The organism is Achromobacter spanius (genome assembly GCF_039673305.1).
Taxonomy (GTDB): Bacteria; Pseudomonadota; Gammaproteobacteria; order Burkholderiales; family Burkholderiaceae_B; genus Achromobacter; species Achromobacter spanius_F.
Window position 1 is genome coordinate 23,499 of the sequence record NZ_JBDJLJ010000020.1, and the last position, 15,711, is coordinate 39,209.

A 15,711-nucleotide genomic window follows, 5' to 3' on the forward strand; every position below is an offset into this window, starting at 1 on the left:
CCGCGTCAGCGCGCCAGGCCGTACGGCGCCGGATCGAACTCCGGCGCCTGCCGCGTGATCAGGCTGGCCAGCAGCTTGCCGGTCACCGGCCCCAACGTAAAGCCATGGTGCGCGTGTCCGAACGCCATCCACAGCCCCGGATGGCGCGTCGCCGGACCGATGACCGGGCGCATGTCCGGCATGCACGGCCGGCACCCCATCCACGGTTCGCGCTCCACCGCAGCCCCCAGCGGCAGCAGCTCGCCGGCCAGCGCGCGGGTCCGCCGGATCTGCACGGGCGATGGCGGCGCATCGCGCGGCGCGAATTCCGCGCCCGTCGTCAGCCGCACGCCCAGCGTCATCGGCGTCACCAGGAATCCGCTTTCGATGTCCGCCACCGGGTGCGACAGGGTTGCGCCGTTCTCCAGCGCGAAATGCTGGTGATAGCCGCGCTTGACCGCCATCGGAATGCGATAGCCCAACGGGCGCAGGATATCCAGGGACCACGGGCCCAGCGCCACCACGACGTCGCGGGCCTCGATGGGCCCCTGCTCGCCCTGCACGCGCCAGCCATCGCCGGCCGCCTGCAGGCTGCGCGCGTCGCCTCGCGCCATCCGCCCGCCCCGCCGTTCGAACAGGGCCGCATAGCCCCGCGTGACCGCGCCCGGATCCGACACGTTGACCGGGTCCAGCCAATGCACCGCGCCCGCCATGCGGGCCGATAGGGAAGGCTCCAGGGCGGCCAGCGCGGCGCGGTCCAGCACGCGGTAGCTCAGGCCGTAAGGCGCCAGCGCCGAGGCGTCGGCGACGGCCCGGGCAAGGCCGGCCTCGGAGCGCACGCCGTCGATCCAGCCGTTGCGGCGGAACAGGTGCGAAATGCCGGCGTCGTCCTTTAGCGCGTCGTGCTCGGCCACGCTGCGTTCGATGAGCGGCAGCATGGCCTGCGCGGCCCGCGCCAGCCGCTGCGGCGACGAGTGCCACCAGTAGCGCAGCAGCCAAGGCGCGATGCGCGGCAGGAACCCCGGGTGGTAGCGCACGTCGGGCGTGTTATTGCGCGCATAGCGCCACAGGCTGCGCCAGTCGCGCGGAAAGGCGTACGGGATGACGCTTGCGCGCTCGATCAGGCCGGCGTTGCCGTAGCTGGTTTCTTCGCCCGGGCCGCACCGGTCCAGCAGCACGACCGAACGGCCGGCCGCCACGAGATGCAGCGCGACGCTGACCCCCACGATGCCCGCGCCCAGGACCACGACGTCTGTTTTCATGCGCCGCATTCTGCGCCCGGCCACGATGTTCGGCAAGGATGGCGCGGCGTAGAATCGCCGCGTGCCCTTCCACCGATGCGCCGGACAGCGCACCCCGCCCTTTCCGACCGAGGAACCGCCATGGCCCTGCCCGACCTGCAGCCCGTAACCCTATGCGGCGACATCGTGCGCCTGGAGCCGCTAGCCGCCTCGCACGCCGCCGAACTCGCCGAGATCGGCCTGCATCCGGAACTCTGGCGCCTGCAGCCCGAGCCTGTCGCCACGGCCCAGGACATGCAGCGCTACGTCGAACGCGCCCTGGCGGGCCAGCATGCGGGAACCTGTCTGCCCTTCGTCATCGTGCGGCAAAGCACCGGCCGGATAATCGGCGCCACGCGTTATATGGATATCGCGCTGGACCACAAGCGGCTGGAAATCGGCGCCACCTGGCTCACGCCCTCCAGCCAGCGGTCCGGCGCCAACACCGAGGCCAAATTCCTGCTGTTACAGCACGCCTTTGAAACAATTGGTATCATACGCGTCGTGTTCAAGACGGAGTTGAGCAACACGCAGTCGCGGCAAGCCATACTCCGCATCGGCGGCGTCGAAGAAGGTGTCTTTCGCAAGCACCTGATCGCGCAGTCGGGACGCACGCGCGACATGGTCTATTTCGCCATCCTCGACGAGGACTGGCCGTCGGTGAAAGCCCGCCTGCTGGCGCGCTTGCGCCACCAGGGGTAGGCCGCGCTTCTCGTTCTTTGCAGCATTCCCCCGGGCCTCGCGCCCTTCCGCAATTTTCCAGTCAGGTATGGAACGTACTCGTCTCGTCCCGGCCGCCCCGGCCCCCGCGCCCCGCGCGCGCTACACCGTTTTCATCTACACCGAAGAGCAACGCGGCAACCAGATGGTCGAATCGCGGGTGCTGGGCATGATGTCCGATATCTCGGGGTCGGAGAAGCTGATCGTCGTGCAGGATCCGTTCAACGGCTTCAAGTTCGTCTACCGCATCGACCACGAAAGCAGCAACCTCGACGCGGCGGCCATCACGGAACAGGACGAGTCGGTCTTCAACGGCAAGAATTCCCTTGAAATCAACGCCATGTCCTATCGGCTGGGCACGCCCGAGAACGCCATGAAGCTGCTGCGCGGCAAGACCCACTGGATCCAGGACAAGGGATCGGTGCTGTCGGTGCTGCTGCAGAATGCTGCTGCGCGCAAGACGCGCTTCGCGCCGCCCCGTATCGAACGCGACCGGATGCGCAAGGTGCCCGAGGGCGTGCCGGTCGAACTGCTGCCCTCCTGAATCGGACGGTATCCAAGCGCCATTTTCTTATCCACAGAATTTGTGGATAAGAAAAACGCAAACGCACGGCTGATGGCCTTTCGGGCGATGCGGACCGGGCTGCGCATTTTTTGACCACCCATCCGTTCATCGATCATCCGGATGGCATCCCCGGCCCATGCGGCGCCGCCGCATAAGCGATGATGATATTCTGCGCTGGCGCCCACGATACCCACCGTATCGGTCACGGCCGTCCGAGCGCCCGCGCGGACGAAGTTTCCCCTACAAGAACCCGTAGCATGACAAGAGCGGAACGCATGTATTCCCAAGGAGCGCCGGAGCGCGCGGCGCCGTGACGATCATCGTCGTCGATGACCACGGAGACTGGCGCGACACCATCGCCGAGTACATCCACAGCCTGGGCCTGGACAAAGCCGTCCTGACGGCGGGTTCGCTGGCCGAACTTGACCGGCTGCTGCTCACCGTGACCCCGGGCATCCTCGTCCTGGACGCGATGCTTCCCGATGGCGACGGGCTTGCGCGCGTCTCGCATCTGCGCACCACCTACCCGTCCATGGGCATCATCATGCTCACGGGGCGCCTGCTGAGCGAAGACAAGGTGTCCGGCCTGAGCCTGGGCGCCGATCACTACCTGACCAAGCCCGTCAACCTGGCGGAACTGGGCGCCACCCTGGTCGCGCTGTCGCGCCGCCTGCGCGTGGTGCCCGCGGCCGACGCCGACGACGCGGACTCCGGGGCGTGGCGCTTCGACCCGGCGCGCCGCACCCTGACGTCGCCCAGGCAGGTGTGCGTGGACATCACCGACACCGAAAGCCGCCTGATCGGCGCGCTGATCCAGGCCGCGCCGCTGCCCCTGTCGCGCAGCCGCCTGGTCGAGGCGCTGGGCGCCAGCGCCGAGGCCTACGACACCCACCGGCTGGATGCCCACATGCACAGGCTGCGCCGCAAGCTGCGCGCGCAGGCCGGCGGCGACATGGGCATACGCACGGTGTATGGCGTAGGCTATGTCTGCACCACGCCCGTGACCATCGTCGGCAGCCTCCCCAAACCCTGACACTTTCCGCCATGACCACCGCCATCCGCCCCCGCCGCTCCGTCCTCTACATGCCCGGCGCCAATGCCCGCGCGTTGGACAAGGCGCGAACGCTGGACGCTGACACCCTGATCCTGGACCTGGAAGACGCGGTGGCGCCCGACGCCAAGCCCCTGGCCCGCGAGCAGGTCGCCGCCGCCCTGCGCGAAGGCGGCTATGGCCACCGCGAATGCGTCGTGCGCATCAACGCGCTGGACACCGCCTGGGGCGCGGACGACGTGCGCGCCATTGCGCGCGCGGGCGCGCACGCGGTGCTGCTGCCCAAGGTGGAGTCCCCGGCCCAGCTCGACGCGCTGGCGCAGGCGCTGGACGCGGCGGGCGCGCACGCCAACCTGCCGCTATGGGCCATGGCCGAGACGCCCCTGGGCTTTCTGCGCCTGGACGCCATCGCCGGCGGCCACCCCCGCCTGGCCGCCATCGTCGTCGGCACCTCGGACCTGGTGAAAGACCTGCACGCGCGCCATACGCCGTCGCGCGATGAAACCCTGCTGGCGCGATCGCTGGCCGTGATGGCGGCGCGCGCGCACGGCTTGGCCGTGCTGGACGGCGTGCACCTGGACCTGAACGACGACACGGGCCTTGCCGACGCCTGCCGCCAGGGGCGCGACCAGGGCTTCGACGGCAAGACCCTGATCCATCCGCGCCAGATCGCGGCGGCCAACGCCGCCTTTGCGCCCGCCCCTGAAGAACTGAACACCGCGCGCAAGCGCCTGGACGCCTGGCGCGCCGCGCAGGCCGCGGGCCAGGGCGTCGCCGTGGTCGACGGCGCGCTGGTCGAGAACCTGCACGCCCAAGAGGCCGAACGCGTGCTGGCGCTGGCCGCCGCCATCGCGGCGCGATAGCGCGGCTTTCCCCGGCCGCGCCGCACGGCCGCCCGCGGCCCGGTACAATAGCGTCCGCAACCCGGTGGCCTGCCGCCAGATCCTCTTTCGCGCCTGGCGTCCCATCACGCGTGCGCGATCCCGCCCCGGTTCCCTTTTTTGCGCCGCACCCTGTGGCGGGAGCCCAGCCGCGCGCCTGCCGCGCCACCCTGCCCTACATTCATGATCCGCTTCCAACAAGTTTCACTCATGCGCGGCGTCAAGCCCTTGTTCGACAAGGTCGACCTGCTCCTGAACCCCGGCGACAAGATCGGCCTCATCGGCGCCAACGGCGCGGGCAAGTCGAGCCTGTTCGGCCTCCTGCGCGGCACGCTGCACGCGGACCAGGGCGACCTCGACTATCCGGCCAGCTGGCGCATGGCCTACGTGGCCCAGGAGACGCCCGCGCTGGACCGCCCCGCCATCGAATACGCGATCGACGGCGACGTCACGCTGCGCAAGCTGGAAGCGGAACTGGCCGCGCTGGAAGCCGAACCGGAAAGCGCCGAGAACGGGCTGCGCATGGGCGACATCTATGCCGCGCTGGCCGACGCCGATGCCTACACCGTGCATTCCCGCGCGGAGCAATTGCTGACCGGCCTGGGCTTCACGCAGGAACAGATGCGCCTGCCGCTCACCAGCTTTTCCGGCGGCTGGCGCATGCGCCTGAACCTGGCGCAGGCGCTGATGTGCCCGTCCGACCTGCTGCTGCTGGACGAGCCCACCAATCACCTGGACCTGGACGCGATCATCTGGCTGGAGGATTGGCTCAAGCGCTATCCTGGCACGCTGATCGTCATCTCGCATGACCGCGACTTCCTGGACGGCGTGGTCAACGTCATCGTCCATATCGACGAACGCAAGCTCAAGCGCTACTCGGGCAACTATTCGTCCTTCGAGCGCCAGCGCTCGGCGCAGCTGGAGCTGGCGCAAGGCATGATCGAAAAGCAGATGCGCCAGCGCTCGCACCTGCAGTCGTTCATCGACCGCTTCAAGGCGCAGGCCAGCAAGGCCCGCCAGGCGCAGAGCCGCATCAAGGCCCTGGCCCGCATGGAAGAAGTGGCCCCGCTGCGCGCGGCGGCCGAATTCTCGTTCGAGTTCCGCGAGCCGCTGCGCGCGCCCAATCCGCTCCTGACGATGGACAAGGTCAGCGCGGGCTATCGCATCGAGGACGAGGCCACCGAGGCCGTGTCCGACAAGATCATCGTGTCGGGCATCAACTTCTCGCTGCAGGCGGGACAGCGGATCGGACTGCTTGGCATCAACGGCGCGGGCAAATCGACGTTCATCAAGACCATCGCGGGCGAACTCGATACGCTGGCCGGCGAGACCCAGTTCAACAAGGGCCTGTCCATCGGCTACTTCGCGCAGCACCAGGTCGAGATGCTGCGCCACGACGAATCGCCGTTGTGGCACATGACGAAGATCGCGCCCACCGTGCGCGAGCAGGAGCTGCGCAATTTCCTGGGCAGTTTCAATTTCAACGGCAACATGGCGACGAGTTCCATCGCCCCGTTCTCCGGCGGCGAAAAGGCCCGGCTGGCGCTCGCGCTCATCGTGTGGCAGCGCCCCAACCTGCTGCTGCTGGACGAACCCACCAACCACCTGGACCTCGAAACCCGCGAAGCCCTGACGACGGCGCTGGCGCAGTTCGACGGCACGCTCGTGCTGGTCTCGCACGACCGCCACCTGCTGCGCGCCACCACCGACCAGTTCATCATCGTGGCCGACGGCAACGTCAGCCCGTTCGACGGCGACCTGGACGATTACAAGGACTGGCTCTACAAGACCAAGCTCGCGGCCAAGGCGGCCTGATCGCCCCTACGCGCCCGCAAGAGGCCGGACGCGTTACAATCCCGCGAATTGCCCGCAGCCGGTTTCATCCGGGCACGCGCGGCAACCTCCAACCACGTCCCGCTGCATGCGGGACGCGTTTTTTAGCGCTCGTAGATGCCGATCAAAGACCAACTATTTCTTGCCAGCCAGTATCTTGCGCCCCACCACCTGGTGTCGCGGTTCTTCGGATACGCATCCGACTGCCGCGAACCCGCGGTCAAGAACTGGATGATCTCGCGCTTCGTGCGCAAGTACGGCGTCGACATGAGCGAGGCCCTGCAGGAAGATCCGCTGGCCTACGACTGCTTCAATGATTTCTTCACGCGCGCACTGAAAGACGGCGCGCGTCCGCTGGACGACGAGCCCGGCTCGGTCCTCTGCCCGGCCGACGGCGCCATCAGCCAGATGGGCGCGATCGAACAGGGCCGCATCTTCCAGGCCAAGGGCCACAGCTACGGCCTGGTCGACCTGCTGGGCGGCGACACCGAACGCGCCGCGCCGTTCCAGAACGGCCAGTTCTCCACCGTCTACCTGTCGCCCAAGGACTATCACCGCGTGCACATGCCGGTCGCCGGCACGCTGCGCGAGATGGTCCACGTGCCCGGCCGCCTGTTCTCGGTCAACCCCCTGACCGCGCGCAACGTGCCCCGCCTCTTTGCCCGCAACGAACGCGTCGTCTGCATTTTCGACACCGAACACGGCCCCATGGCCCTGGTGCTGGTCGGCGCCATGATCGTGGCCTCGATCGAAACCGTCTGGGCCGGCCTGGTGACGCCCTACAAGCGCCGCGTGAAGTCCGTGCGCTACGATTCGGCCGCGCGCGCGCCCATCCATCTTGAAAAAGGCGCCGAAATGGGCCGGTTCAAGCTGGGCTCGACCGCCATCGTGCTGTTCGGGCCGGGCAAGATCCGCTGGGCGGACACCCCCTCCGTCCGCGGCCCCGTGCGCATGGGCGAACTGCTGGCGCTGCCCGTGCAGGGCTGATCCCCCGGCTGGAACGGTCCTCGTTCGCTCCAGGCGAACAGCCCGTTCCGCATTTATTCGCTTTATGCGATGAAATGGCGTTGCTAGATTACGGGCTTTTGCCGGCCCGCCATGACATCCACCGCCCTGCCCGCCGCCCCTGCCCGCGCCGCCGACCGCCCCACGCCCCGCGCGCTGGCGCGCATGCTGTCCCTGGACGACTTCGAAGCCGCGGCGCAGCGGCGCCTGCCGCGCCCCATCTTCGGCTACATCGCCGGCGCGGCGGAGGACAACCAGTCCCTGCGCGGCAACCGCGAGGCCTTCGCCCGGTATGCATTCACGCCCCGCGTGCTGGTGGACGTGTCCGGCCGCACGCAGCAGACCGAACTCTTCGGGCGCGCCTATGCGTCGCCCTTCGGCATCGCGCCCATGGGCATCAGCGCGCTCTCGGCGTACCGTGGCGACGTCCTGCTGGCCCGCGCCGCGCGCGAACAGAACATTCCCGCCATCCTCAGCGGCACCTCGCTGATTCCGCTTGAAGATGTCATCGCCCAGGCGCCCGGAACGTGGTTCCAGGCCTATCTGCCCGGCGACCCCGCAAAGATAGATGCCCTGGTCGAACGCGCCCGCCGTGCGGGCTACGAGACGCTGGTGCTGACCGTGGACATCCCGGTGTCCGCCAACCGCGAGAACAACGTGCGCACCGGCTTTTCCACGCCGCTCAAGCCCAGCCTGCGGCTGGCCCTGGACGGACTGTCGCGGCCGCGCTGGCTGGCCGGCACCTTCCTGCGCACGCTGCTCGCCCATGGCATGCCGCACTTCGAGAACTCCTTTGCCACCCGCGGCGCGCCCATCGTGTCGGCCTCGGTGCTGCGCGACTTCACGGCCCGCGACCACCTGAACTGGGAACACGTCGCTCGCATCCGCCGGCAGTGGCCGGGCACCCTGGTGATCAAGGGCATCCTGCATCCGCGCGACGCGGCGCTGGCGCGCCAGCACGGCGCCGACGGCATCATCGTGTCCAACCACGGCGGGCGCCAGCTCGACGGCGCCATCTCGCCCCTGCGCGCATTGCCGGGGGTCGTCGCGCAGGCGGGCGCCATGACGGTAATGATGGACAGCGGCGTGCGGCGCGGCGGCGATGTGCTCAAGGCCCTGGCGCTGGGCGCGCGCTGCGTCTTCGTGGGACGCCCGTTCAACTACGCGGCGGCCGTCGGCGGCCAGGCCGGCGTGGCGCACGCCATCGGCCTGCTGCGCGCCGAAGTGGACCGCAACATGGCGATGCTGGGCATCAACCGGCTGCGCGAGATGGACGCCAGCCTGCTCTGCCGGGAAGGCGACCTGCCGGCCTGACGCGCGGCCTGTGCCGCCGCGCGGGCCGCCGGGCGCATAGAATGGCGGTTCCCTTGCTACCCGCGCGTCCGGCTTCGCGGCCACGCGCGTCCCCGCCCCGACCGTGTCCCTACGCCAATCGACCTTCTTCCTGCGCTTCCTGACCCTGGGCGCACTGGCCCATGTCTACGTCGGCGCCCGCCTGATTCCCGACTTCCTGCTCGGCGGCGAAGGCACGGCCGCCGCCATTCTTGCGCTGGTCTTGTCCTGCGTGCTGATTCCGCTGGGCATGCTGGCGCGGTCCTCCATCCACCCGCCCTGGGGCGACCGCATCGCCTGGATCGGCCTGCTGGCGATGGGACTGTTCTCGTCCCTGTTCGTGCTGACCGTGCTGCGCGACGCGCTGCTGCTGGCCACGTGGCTGGCCAATCTTGCGATCCACGCGGAGCTGCCATGGGCCACGCTGCGCTGCGCGAGCGCGTGGACCGTCGCCGGCTTGTCCCTGGCGGGTTCGCTGGCCGGGCTCTACAACGCCAGGCGCCTGGCGCGCGTGGTGGACGTGGACGTGCCGATCGCCGGGCTGCCGCGCGACCTGGACGGCTTCACCATCGTGCAGATCAGCGACATCCACGTCGGCCCCACGATCAAGAAGCGCTACGTGCAGGCCATCGTGGACGCCGTCAATGCGCAGCTTCCGGACATGGTGGCCATCACCGGCGACGTGGTCGACGGCAGCGTCGAGCAGCTGGCCGCGCAGGCCAGTCCCCTGGGGCAGCTGCGCGCGCCTTATGGCGTGTACCTCGTCACCGGCAACCATGAATACTATTCGGGCGCCGCGCCGTGGGTGGCCGAGTTCCGGCGCATGGGGCTGCGCGTGCTGATGAACGAGCATGCGCTCATCCACCCGTCGGGCCTGCCCATGGTGGTGGCCGGGGTCACCGACTACAGCGCCGGGTCATTCGATCCGCAGCAGCGCAGCAACCCCAGGGCCGCGCTGGCCGGCGCGCCGGCCGACGCCTTCCCCCGCATCCTGCTCGCGCACCAGCCCCGTAGCGCGGCCGCCGCCGAACCGTTGGGCTACACCCTGCAGCTGTCCGGCCATACGCACGGCGGGCAGTTCTTTCCGTGGGGATTCTTCGTGCGCTTCCAGCAGCCCTTCACAGCCGGCCTGCACCGCCTGGGCGGCATGTGGGTCTACACCAGCCGCGGCACCGGCTACTGGGGGCCGCCCAAGCGGCTCTGGGCGCCGTCCGAGATCACGCGCCTGCGCCTGCGCGCCGCTTCTTCGCTCTAAACCGGCGCGCTAAGTCAGCGGCGGCCTCAGGCGTCCTCGGGCAGCGGCCCGCGTTCCAGATAGCTGGTCAGCGCGATGTCGCTGGTGGTGTTGGTGATGCCTTCGATCTGATGGATGCGGGCCAGCAGCAGCTCCAGCGCCTGCGTGTCGCGCACACGCACCTTGAGCAGCATCGCGCTCTTGCCCGTGATGGTGTGGATTTCCTCGACCTCGGTCAGCTCGGCCAGCCCGAGCACCTGCTGCGTGATGGTCCAGTTGTTGGTGTCCACGTGCACGAACGCCAACAGCGGGCGCCCGATCTTCGCGCCGTCCAGCTTGGCGGCGATGCCCTTGATCAGGCCGTCGCGCTTGAGCCGCTTGACGCGTTCATGCACCGCCGGGGCCGACAGGTTCAGCAGCTTGCCCAGTTCCGCATAGCTGGGCGACGCATCGTCCGCCAGCAGCGTTAATAATTTTCGGTCGCGGTCATCTAGGTCTGACATTGGAATCACATTCTGCCGAACGGCATTCGAACTTTTATGGAATAAGGAATTATCAGCGTTAACCCTTATTTTATTCCAATAAAATCCGCGGATGTCGCAACGCAGCACCCAAAATTCCTCGCCGGTCCCCGCCTTGATGTTTGCCGTGAGCGTCGTCGGCTCCAACGGATTGGCCCTCAGCCCCATCCTGAGCGACGTCGCGCGCTCGTTCTCCACGTCAGCGCTGACCATCAGCAGCGCCATCTCGGCCTACGGCGCGGCCACGGCCGCCAGCGCCTTCTTCCTGGCGGCGCGAATCGACCGCATCGGCATCCGCCGTTCGCTGCTGGGCGCCATGGCCGCCCTGATTGCCGCGCTGATCCTGTCGGCCTGCGCGCCGCACTGGATCGTTCTGACGCTGGCGCAGGGCCTGGCCGGCGCCGCCGCGGGCGTCATCCTGCCGGCGGCCTACGGTTCCGCCTCGCTCATTGCGGCCCCCGGCCAGGAGGCCCGCACGCTGGGACGCGTCATCGCCGGCTGGTCGGTGTCGCTGGTCGCGGGCGTGCCGCTATCGGCGCTGATTTCCGACGCCGTGGGCTGGCGCGCCACCTACGGCGTGTTGGCGCTGTGCGCAATGATGGCGGTGCTGGGCCTGCGCAAGCTGCCCGAGCGTCGCGCGGCCAACGCCCCGCCGCTGCGGCTGGCGCGCCTGCTGGCGCCGCTGTCGTATCGCGACGTGCCCGCGCTGCTGCTGGGCTGCCTGGCCTTTTCCTCGGCCTTCTACGGCGTCTACGCCTTCCTGGCCGACCATGTCCGCACCCTGCTCGCGCTGACGGCCGGCAAGGTGGGATTCATCGCGTTCGCGTATGGGGCGGGTTTCCTGCTGGCGGGATTCTGCGCCGCGCCGCTGGCCGAGCGGCTTGGCCCGCGCCGCGCGCTGCCGCTGGCGCTGGGTGCGATCGCGCTGGTCTATCTGGGATTGCTGCCGGCCGCGCATGCGCTGGCGGCCGTGCTGGCGATTGCCGTGGCCTGGGGCGCGGCCTCGCAGCTCAGCCTGAACCTGCTGGTGCTGCTGCTGTCGCGCGCGCGCCCGGATGAACGCGGCGCGGTGCTGGGCTTGAACACCTGCACCACCTATCTGGGCGCCAGCCTGGGCACCGCGATCGGGGGCACGCTGTACACGCACGCCGGCTTCGAGGCGCTGGGACTGAGCGCCGCAGCGCTGCTCGCGGCGGCGGCGCTGGGGCTGCAATGGCGCCTGAACGGTGCCCGCAAACCGGCCGCGCGCGCGGCCGCCTGAAGACGCCGACTACCAGGGGAACGAAATCAGGTCCCCGTAGAGCCGCTTGAGCGTGCTCTTCACTTCCGGCGAGTTCTGGTAGATGGAGATGAACTTCAAAAGGCGCGGATCCTGCGCGTTTTCCGGCTTGGCCACCCAGCGGATGGCGTAGCGGCGGATGCTGTCCGGATCGGTGTTGTCGAACGCCAGGCCGTCCTTCTCGTTCAGGCCCGCCTGCTTGGCGAAGGTCGTGTAGGTGACCGACGCCGTCACGTCGTCGAACGTGCGCGCCGACTGCGAGCCTTCGATCTGGACGAACTTCAGGTTCCTGGGGTTGGCGACCACGTCCTGCAGGGTCGCCTGGTGCGCCACGCCCGGCTTGAGCTTGATCAGCCCCATCGACTCCAGCAGCAGCAAGGCGCGGCCAGTATTCACGGGATCGTTCGGCACGGCGATGGTGGCGCCGTCCGGCACCGCATCGCCCTTCTTCAGCTTTTTGGAAAACAAGCCGATGGTCGTGGAATAGCCATAGGCGATGGGCTTGAGGTTGGCGCCGCGCCGCTGGTTGAAGAGTTCCAGGAAAGGCTCGTGCTGGAAGAAGTTGGCGTCCACGGAACCGTCAGCCACGGCGATGTTGGGCAGCACCCAGTCGTTGAATTCCACCAGCTTGACGTCCAGCCCCTCTTTCTTCGCCTGCGCGATCGCCAGTTCGGTCGCTTCATTGGCGACGCTGGGAATCACGCCGATCCGCAGCGGCTTGTCCTGCGCCCCCGCATTCGCGCTGGCCGCCAGCCCCAGCGCCACCACGGCGGCGCCGCGCGTCAGTTTCAAAAGCAATTGGTGCAAAAGCATGAAGGCCATCCAGGATATCGGGACGCCGGGCGATGGCCCGGCACACGCGCTATTGTGCCGCAGCGCCGCCACGCCGCCCCGAAAGGCCTTTGTCACGCAATGGCAATGACTCTGCCCCCGGGGCGGCGCTAAGATGGCTGCAATACGCCCTTGGGAGATGCTCATGAGCGCGGTTCCGACCCCTGTCCCCGGCACCCAGTCCGCAGCCACCCACCGCGACCAGGTCGAAGACCAGCTGGGCGCGCACAACTACCACCCGCTGGACGTGGTGATCGCGCGCGGCAGCGGCGTGTGGCTGTATGACGTGGACGGCCGCAAGTACCTGGACTGCCTGTCGGCCTACTCCGCGGTCAACCAGGGGCACTGCCATCCGCGCATCCTGGCCGCCATGACCGAACAGGCGCAGAAGCTCACGCTGACCTCGCGCGCATTCCGCCATGACCAGATGGCGGGATTCTACGAAGACCTGGCGCGCCTGACCGGCGCCCACAAGATCCTGCCCATGAACAGCGGCGCCGAAGCCGTGGAAACCGCCATCAAGGCGGTCCGCAAATGGGGTTACGAGGTGCGCGGCGTGCCCGAGGGCCAGGCCGAGATCATCGTCTGCGCCAACAACTTCCACGGGCGCACGCTGGGCATCGTGGGCTTCTCCACCGATCCCGACGCCTATGGCCACTACGGCCCGTTCGCGCCCGGATTCAAGATCGTGCCGTTTGGCGACTTCGACGCCTTTGACGCCGCCATCAGCGACCGCACCGTCGCCTTTCTGGTGGAACCCATCCAGGGCGAAGCCGGCGTCGTGCTGCCGCCCCCAGGCTATTTCACGCGCGTCCGCCAGCGCTGCACCGAACGCGGCATCACCCTGATCCTGGACGAGATCCAGACCGGCCTGGGCCGCACGGGCAAGCTGCTGGCCGAAGAACACGAAGGCATCGAGGCCGACGTCACGCTCATCGGCAAGGCGCTTTCGGGCGGTTTCTATCCCGTGTCCGCCGTTTTGTCCAACGCGGACGTGCTGGGCGTGTTCCAGCCCGGCCAACATGGCAGCACTTTCGGCGGCAATCCGCTGGCCTGCGCCGTGGCGCGCGCCGCGCTGCGCGTGCTGACCGAGGAAGGCATGATCGAGAACGCCGCGACGCTGGGCGCCTATTTCCTGGAGCGCCTGCGCGCGCTCCCCGGCCCGGTGCGCGAGGCGCGCGGACGCGGCCTGATGCTGGCGATCGAACTTGAGCCCGACGCCGGCGGCGCCCGCCTGTGGTGCGAACGCCTTCAGGCGCGCGGCTTGCTGGCCAAGGATACGCATGGCCATACCGTGCGGCTGTCCCCGCCCCTGGTCGTCACGCGCGACGAGGTGGACTGGGCCTGCGACCAACTGGCCGCGGTACTATCCGCCGCCTGAACGCGCCGCGCGCGGCCCCGGCCGCGCCGGCCCTTGAACCGTACTCCGGAGCACGCCACTTGCAGAACAACGCCACCCTGCCCAATCACGTCACCCTGATCGGCGCGCCCACCGACATCGGCGCCGGCGCGCGCGGCGCCTCGATGGGGCCGGAAGCGCTGCGCGTCGCGGACCTGGGCCCTGTCATCGAAGCGCAGGGCTTCCAGGTGACCGACCGCGGCAACCTGTACGGCCCCGCCAATCCCTGGCTGCCGCCGGTGGAGGGCTATCGCCACCTGGACGAAGTGGCCGCCTGGAACCAGGCCGTGCACGACGCCGTGTACGAGGAACTCTCGCACGGTCGCCTGCCCGTGCTGCTGGGCGGCGACCACAGCCTGGGCATCGGCTCGATCAGCGCCGTGGCGCGCCATTGCCGCGCCGCCGGCAAGAAGCTGCGCGTGCTGTGGCTGGACGCGCACGCCGACTTCAACACGAACACCCTCACGCCCACCGGCAACATCCACGGCATGCCGGTGGCCTGCCTGTGCGGCAATGGTCCGGCGCCCCTTACCGGCATGTCGGGCCAGACGCCGGACATCGATCCGGCCTGCATCCGCCAGATCGGCATCCGCAGCGTGGATCCCGGCGAAAAGCGCCTGGTCCATGAAGCCGGACTGGAAGTCTTCGACATGCGCTATCTGGACGAAATGGGCATGCGCGCCGCGATGCAGGCTGCGCTGGCCGGACTGGACGCCGGCACCCACCTGCACGTGAGCTTCGACGTGGACTTCCTGGACCCCGAGATCGCCCCGGGCGTGGGCACCACGGTGCTTGGCGGCCCCACGTATCGCGAGGCCCAGCTGTGCATGGAAATGATCGCCGACACCGGGCTGATGCGCTCGCTGGACGTGGTCGAGCTCAACCCGGCCTTCGACGTGCGCAACAAGACGGCCGAACTGGCCGTGGACCTGATCGAAAGCCTGTTCGGCAAGTCCACGCTGGTGCGCCGCGGGCCGTAGCGCAGGCGCGCGGGGCTAACCCTCGCGGTCGCGCCGGATGGCCTCGGCGGCTTCGCGCAGGTGGATCAGGTTGGACTCGCGCTGCGTCCAGACGCGCGGCGTCGGCCCCGCCATGCATAGCGCGTACCATTCCCCGCCCAGGTCCAGCGCCACCGCCAGCCCCGTCAGGTCCGCCACGCTTTCCCCCACGTTGGCCGCCCAGCCCTGCGCCGCGGCGCGATCCACGTCGGCCAGCAGCGCTTCGCGGGTGGCCAGCGTACTGTCCGTGTAGCGCGTGTACTGCGCATCGGCCAGCACATGGGCGCGTTCGGCGGGCGGCAGGCGCGCCAGGATCGCCTTGGCGACCGAACTGGTGTGCAGGGGCCGGCGCTCGCCGGGCCGCGCCGCGTAATGCACCGGCTGCTTCGCCTCGACGACGTCCAGGAACAGCACGCCCCCGTCCTGGATCTTGCCCAGCATCACGGTCTCATCGACCGCGTCGCGCAGGGCCGCCAGCCGCGGACGCACCAGATCCAGCCAGGGATCGCCCGTCAGGATCAGCGCGCTCAGGCTGTGCAGCTTCGCGGTCGGGTAATAGCCCGCGCGCCGCCGCACCTCGTACAGGTAACCCCTGGCCACCAGCGTGCGCACCAGCGCCAGGCAGCTGGACATGGGCGCGCCCAGGCCCTGGGCCAGATCGGTCAGCGGCATCGGCCGCCGCGTCTGCGCGAACAGTTCGATCAGATCCAGCGTGCGTGCGACAAGCTTCACTTCCACGGCGTCGGCCCTCCTTACTTGGCAAGTCCCTGCCGGTTTCCCGCGCTCGGCGTAGGTAGTCCACC

15 protein-coding genes are annotated in these 15,711 nt (G+C 69.0%); 11 read left to right on the forward strand and 4 right to left on the reverse strand.

From position 1 onward, the window contains the following. Nucleotides 1-5: 5 nt before the first annotated feature. Nucleotides 6-1,241, reverse strand: a complete 1,236-nt coding sequence (locus ABE485_RS17190; RefSeq protein WP_346516472.1) for an NAD(P)/FAD-dependent oxidoreductase — start codon at nucleotides 1,239-1,241, stop codon at nucleotides 6-8. 120 nt (nucleotides 1,242-1,361) lie between these two features. Here ABE485_RS17190 and ABE485_RS17195 point away from each other — a divergent pair, with 120 nt between their 5' ends. The 8 genes from ABE485_RS17195 to ABE485_RS17230 all read left to right on the forward strand — a co-directional run bounded on the left by ABE485_RS17195 (nucleotide 1,362) and on the right by ABE485_RS17230 (nucleotide 9,901). After that, nucleotides 1,362-1,961, forward strand: a complete 600-nt coding sequence (locus ABE485_RS17195) for a GNAT family N-acetyltransferase (protein ID WP_346516473.1) — start codon at nucleotides 1,362-1,364, stop codon at nucleotides 1,959-1,961. 67 nt (nucleotides 1,962-2,028) lie between these two features. Further along, nucleotides 2,029-2,523, forward strand: a complete 495-nt coding sequence (locus ABE485_RS17200) for a hypothetical protein (protein ID WP_346516474.1) — start codon at nucleotides 2,029-2,031, stop codon at nucleotides 2,521-2,523. 331 nt (nucleotides 2,524-2,854) lie between these two features. After that, on the forward strand, nucleotides 2,855-3,577 hold the full coding sequence (locus ABE485_RS17205; protein WP_346516475.1) for a response regulator transcription factor: 723 nt from the start codon (nucleotides 2,855-2,857) through the stop codon (nucleotides 3,575-3,577). An 11-nt stretch (nucleotides 3,578-3,588) separates the two neighbouring features. After that, nucleotides 3,589-4,458, forward strand: a complete 870-nt coding sequence (locus ABE485_RS17210) for an HpcH/HpaI aldolase/citrate lyase family protein (protein WP_346516476.1) — start codon at nucleotides 3,589-3,591, stop codon at nucleotides 4,456-4,458. A gap of 201 nt (nucleotides 4,459-4,659) precedes the next feature. Beyond that, complete coding sequence (locus ABE485_RS17215; RefSeq protein WP_346516477.1) at nucleotides 4,660-6,291, forward strand: ATP-binding cassette domain-containing protein; 1,632 nt, start codon at nucleotides 4,660-4,662, stop codon at nucleotides 6,289-6,291. A gap of 135 nt (nucleotides 6,292-6,426) precedes the next feature. Continuing rightward, the gene (gene asd / locus ABE485_RS17220; RefSeq protein ID WP_346516478.1) at nucleotides 6,427-7,296 is read left to right on the forward strand and encodes an archaetidylserine decarboxylase; all 870 of its coding nucleotides are present in this window, start codon (nucleotides 6,427-6,429) and stop codon (nucleotides 7,294-7,296) included. A 111-nt stretch (nucleotides 7,297-7,407) separates the two neighbouring features. Then, on the forward strand, nucleotides 7,408-8,628 hold the full coding sequence (locus tag ABE485_RS17225; RefSeq protein WP_346516479.1) for an alpha-hydroxy acid oxidase: 1,221 nt from the start codon (nucleotides 7,408-7,410) through the stop codon (nucleotides 8,626-8,628). Between the two features lie 103 nt (nucleotides 8,629-8,731). Next, nucleotides 8,732-9,901, forward strand: a complete 1,170-nt coding sequence (locus ABE485_RS17230) for a metallophosphoesterase (RefSeq protein ID WP_346516480.1) — start codon at nucleotides 8,732-8,734, stop codon at nucleotides 9,899-9,901. Nucleotides 9,902-9,927: 26 nt separating this feature from the next. Here ABE485_RS17230 and ABE485_RS17235 read toward each other — a convergent pair whose 3' ends face one another. Further along, a complete protein-coding gene (locus ABE485_RS17235; protein WP_008165816.1) occupies nucleotides 9,928-10,383 on the reverse strand; it encodes an Lrp/AsnC family transcriptional regulator in 456 nt (151 codons plus the stop codon). Nucleotides 10,384-10,519: 136 nt separating this feature from the next. Between ABE485_RS17235 and ABE485_RS17240 the strand changes: the two genes are divergently transcribed. Then, nucleotides 10,520-11,662: an MFS transporter gene (locus tag ABE485_RS17240; protein WP_346516532.1), complete on the forward strand. Its 1,143-nt coding sequence runs from the start codon at nucleotides 10,520-10,522 to the stop codon at nucleotides 11,660-11,662. A gap of 9 nt (nucleotides 11,663-11,671) precedes the next feature. On the opposite strand, the gene ABE485_RS17245 is transcribed toward ABE485_RS17240, so the two are convergent. Then, nucleotides 11,672-12,493, reverse strand: coding sequence for a MetQ/NlpA family ABC transporter substrate-binding protein (locus ABE485_RS17245; RefSeq protein WP_346516481.1), 822 nt, complete (start codon nucleotides 12,491-12,493; stop codon nucleotides 11,672-11,674). A 163-nt stretch (nucleotides 12,494-12,656) separates the two neighbouring features. Between ABE485_RS17245 and rocD the strand changes: the two genes are divergently transcribed. Beyond that, the gene (gene rocD, locus ABE485_RS17250; protein ID WP_346516482.1) at nucleotides 12,657-13,892 is read left to right on the forward strand and encodes an ornithine--oxo-acid transaminase; all 1,236 of its coding nucleotides are present in this window, start codon (nucleotides 12,657-12,659) and stop codon (nucleotides 13,890-13,892) included. Between the two features lie 59 nt (nucleotides 13,893-13,951). Continuing rightward, nucleotides 13,952-14,890, forward strand: coding sequence for an arginase (gene rocF / locus ABE485_RS17255; RefSeq protein WP_346516483.1), 939 nt, complete (start codon nucleotides 13,952-13,954; stop codon nucleotides 14,888-14,890). Between the two features lie 15 nt (nucleotides 14,891-14,905). Here rocF and ABE485_RS17260 read toward each other — a convergent pair whose 3' ends face one another. Then, nucleotides 14,906-15,646, reverse strand: coding sequence for an IclR family transcriptional regulator (locus tag ABE485_RS17260; RefSeq protein ID WP_346516484.1), 741 nt, complete (start codon nucleotides 15,644-15,646; stop codon nucleotides 14,906-14,908). Nucleotides 15,647-15,711 lie beyond the last annotated feature (65 nt).

Bases quoted from the DNA above. Each gene is read 5' to 3' on its own strand.
- ABE485_RS17215 (WP_346516477.1), top strand. From the start codon at position 4,660: ATGATCCGCTTCCAACAAGTTTCACTCATGCGCGGCGTCAAGCCCTTG.
- ABE485_RS17210 (WP_346516476.1), top strand. From the start codon at position 3,589: ATGACCACCGCCATCCGCCCCCGCCGCTCCGTCCTCTACATGCCCGGC.
- ABE485_RS17225 (WP_346516479.1), top strand. From the start codon at position 7,408: ATGACATCCACCGCCCTGCCCGCCGCCCCTGCCCGCGCCGCCGACCGC.
- ABE485_RS17235 (WP_008165816.1), bottom strand. From the start codon at position 10,383: ATGTCAGACCTAGATGACCGCGACCGAAAATTATTAACGCTGCTGGCG.
- ABE485_RS17190 (WP_346516472.1), bottom strand. From the start codon at position 1,241: ATGAAAACAGACGTCGTGGTCCTGGGCGCGGGCATCGTGGGGGTCAGC.
- ABE485_RS17240 (WP_346516532.1), top strand. From the start codon at position 10,520: ATGTTTGCCGTGAGCGTCGTCGGCTCCAACGGATTGGCCCTCAGCCCC.
- rocD (WP_346516482.1), top strand. From the start codon at position 12,657: ATGAGCGCGGTTCCGACCCCTGTCCCCGGCACCCAGTCCGCAGCCACC.
- asd (WP_346516478.1), top strand. From the start codon at position 6,427: ATGCCGATCAAAGACCAACTATTTCTTGCCAGCCAGTATCTTGCGCCC.
- ABE485_RS17195 (WP_346516473.1), top strand. From the start codon at position 1,362: ATGGCCCTGCCCGACCTGCAGCCCGTAACCCTATGCGGCGACATCGTG.
- ABE485_RS17200 (WP_346516474.1), top strand. From the start codon at position 2,029: ATGGAACGTACTCGTCTCGTCCCGGCCGCCCCGGCCCCCGCGCCCCGC.
- ABE485_RS17245 (WP_346516481.1), bottom strand. From the start codon at position 12,493: ATGCTTTTGCACCAATTGCTTTTGAAACTGACGCGCGGCGCCGCCGTG.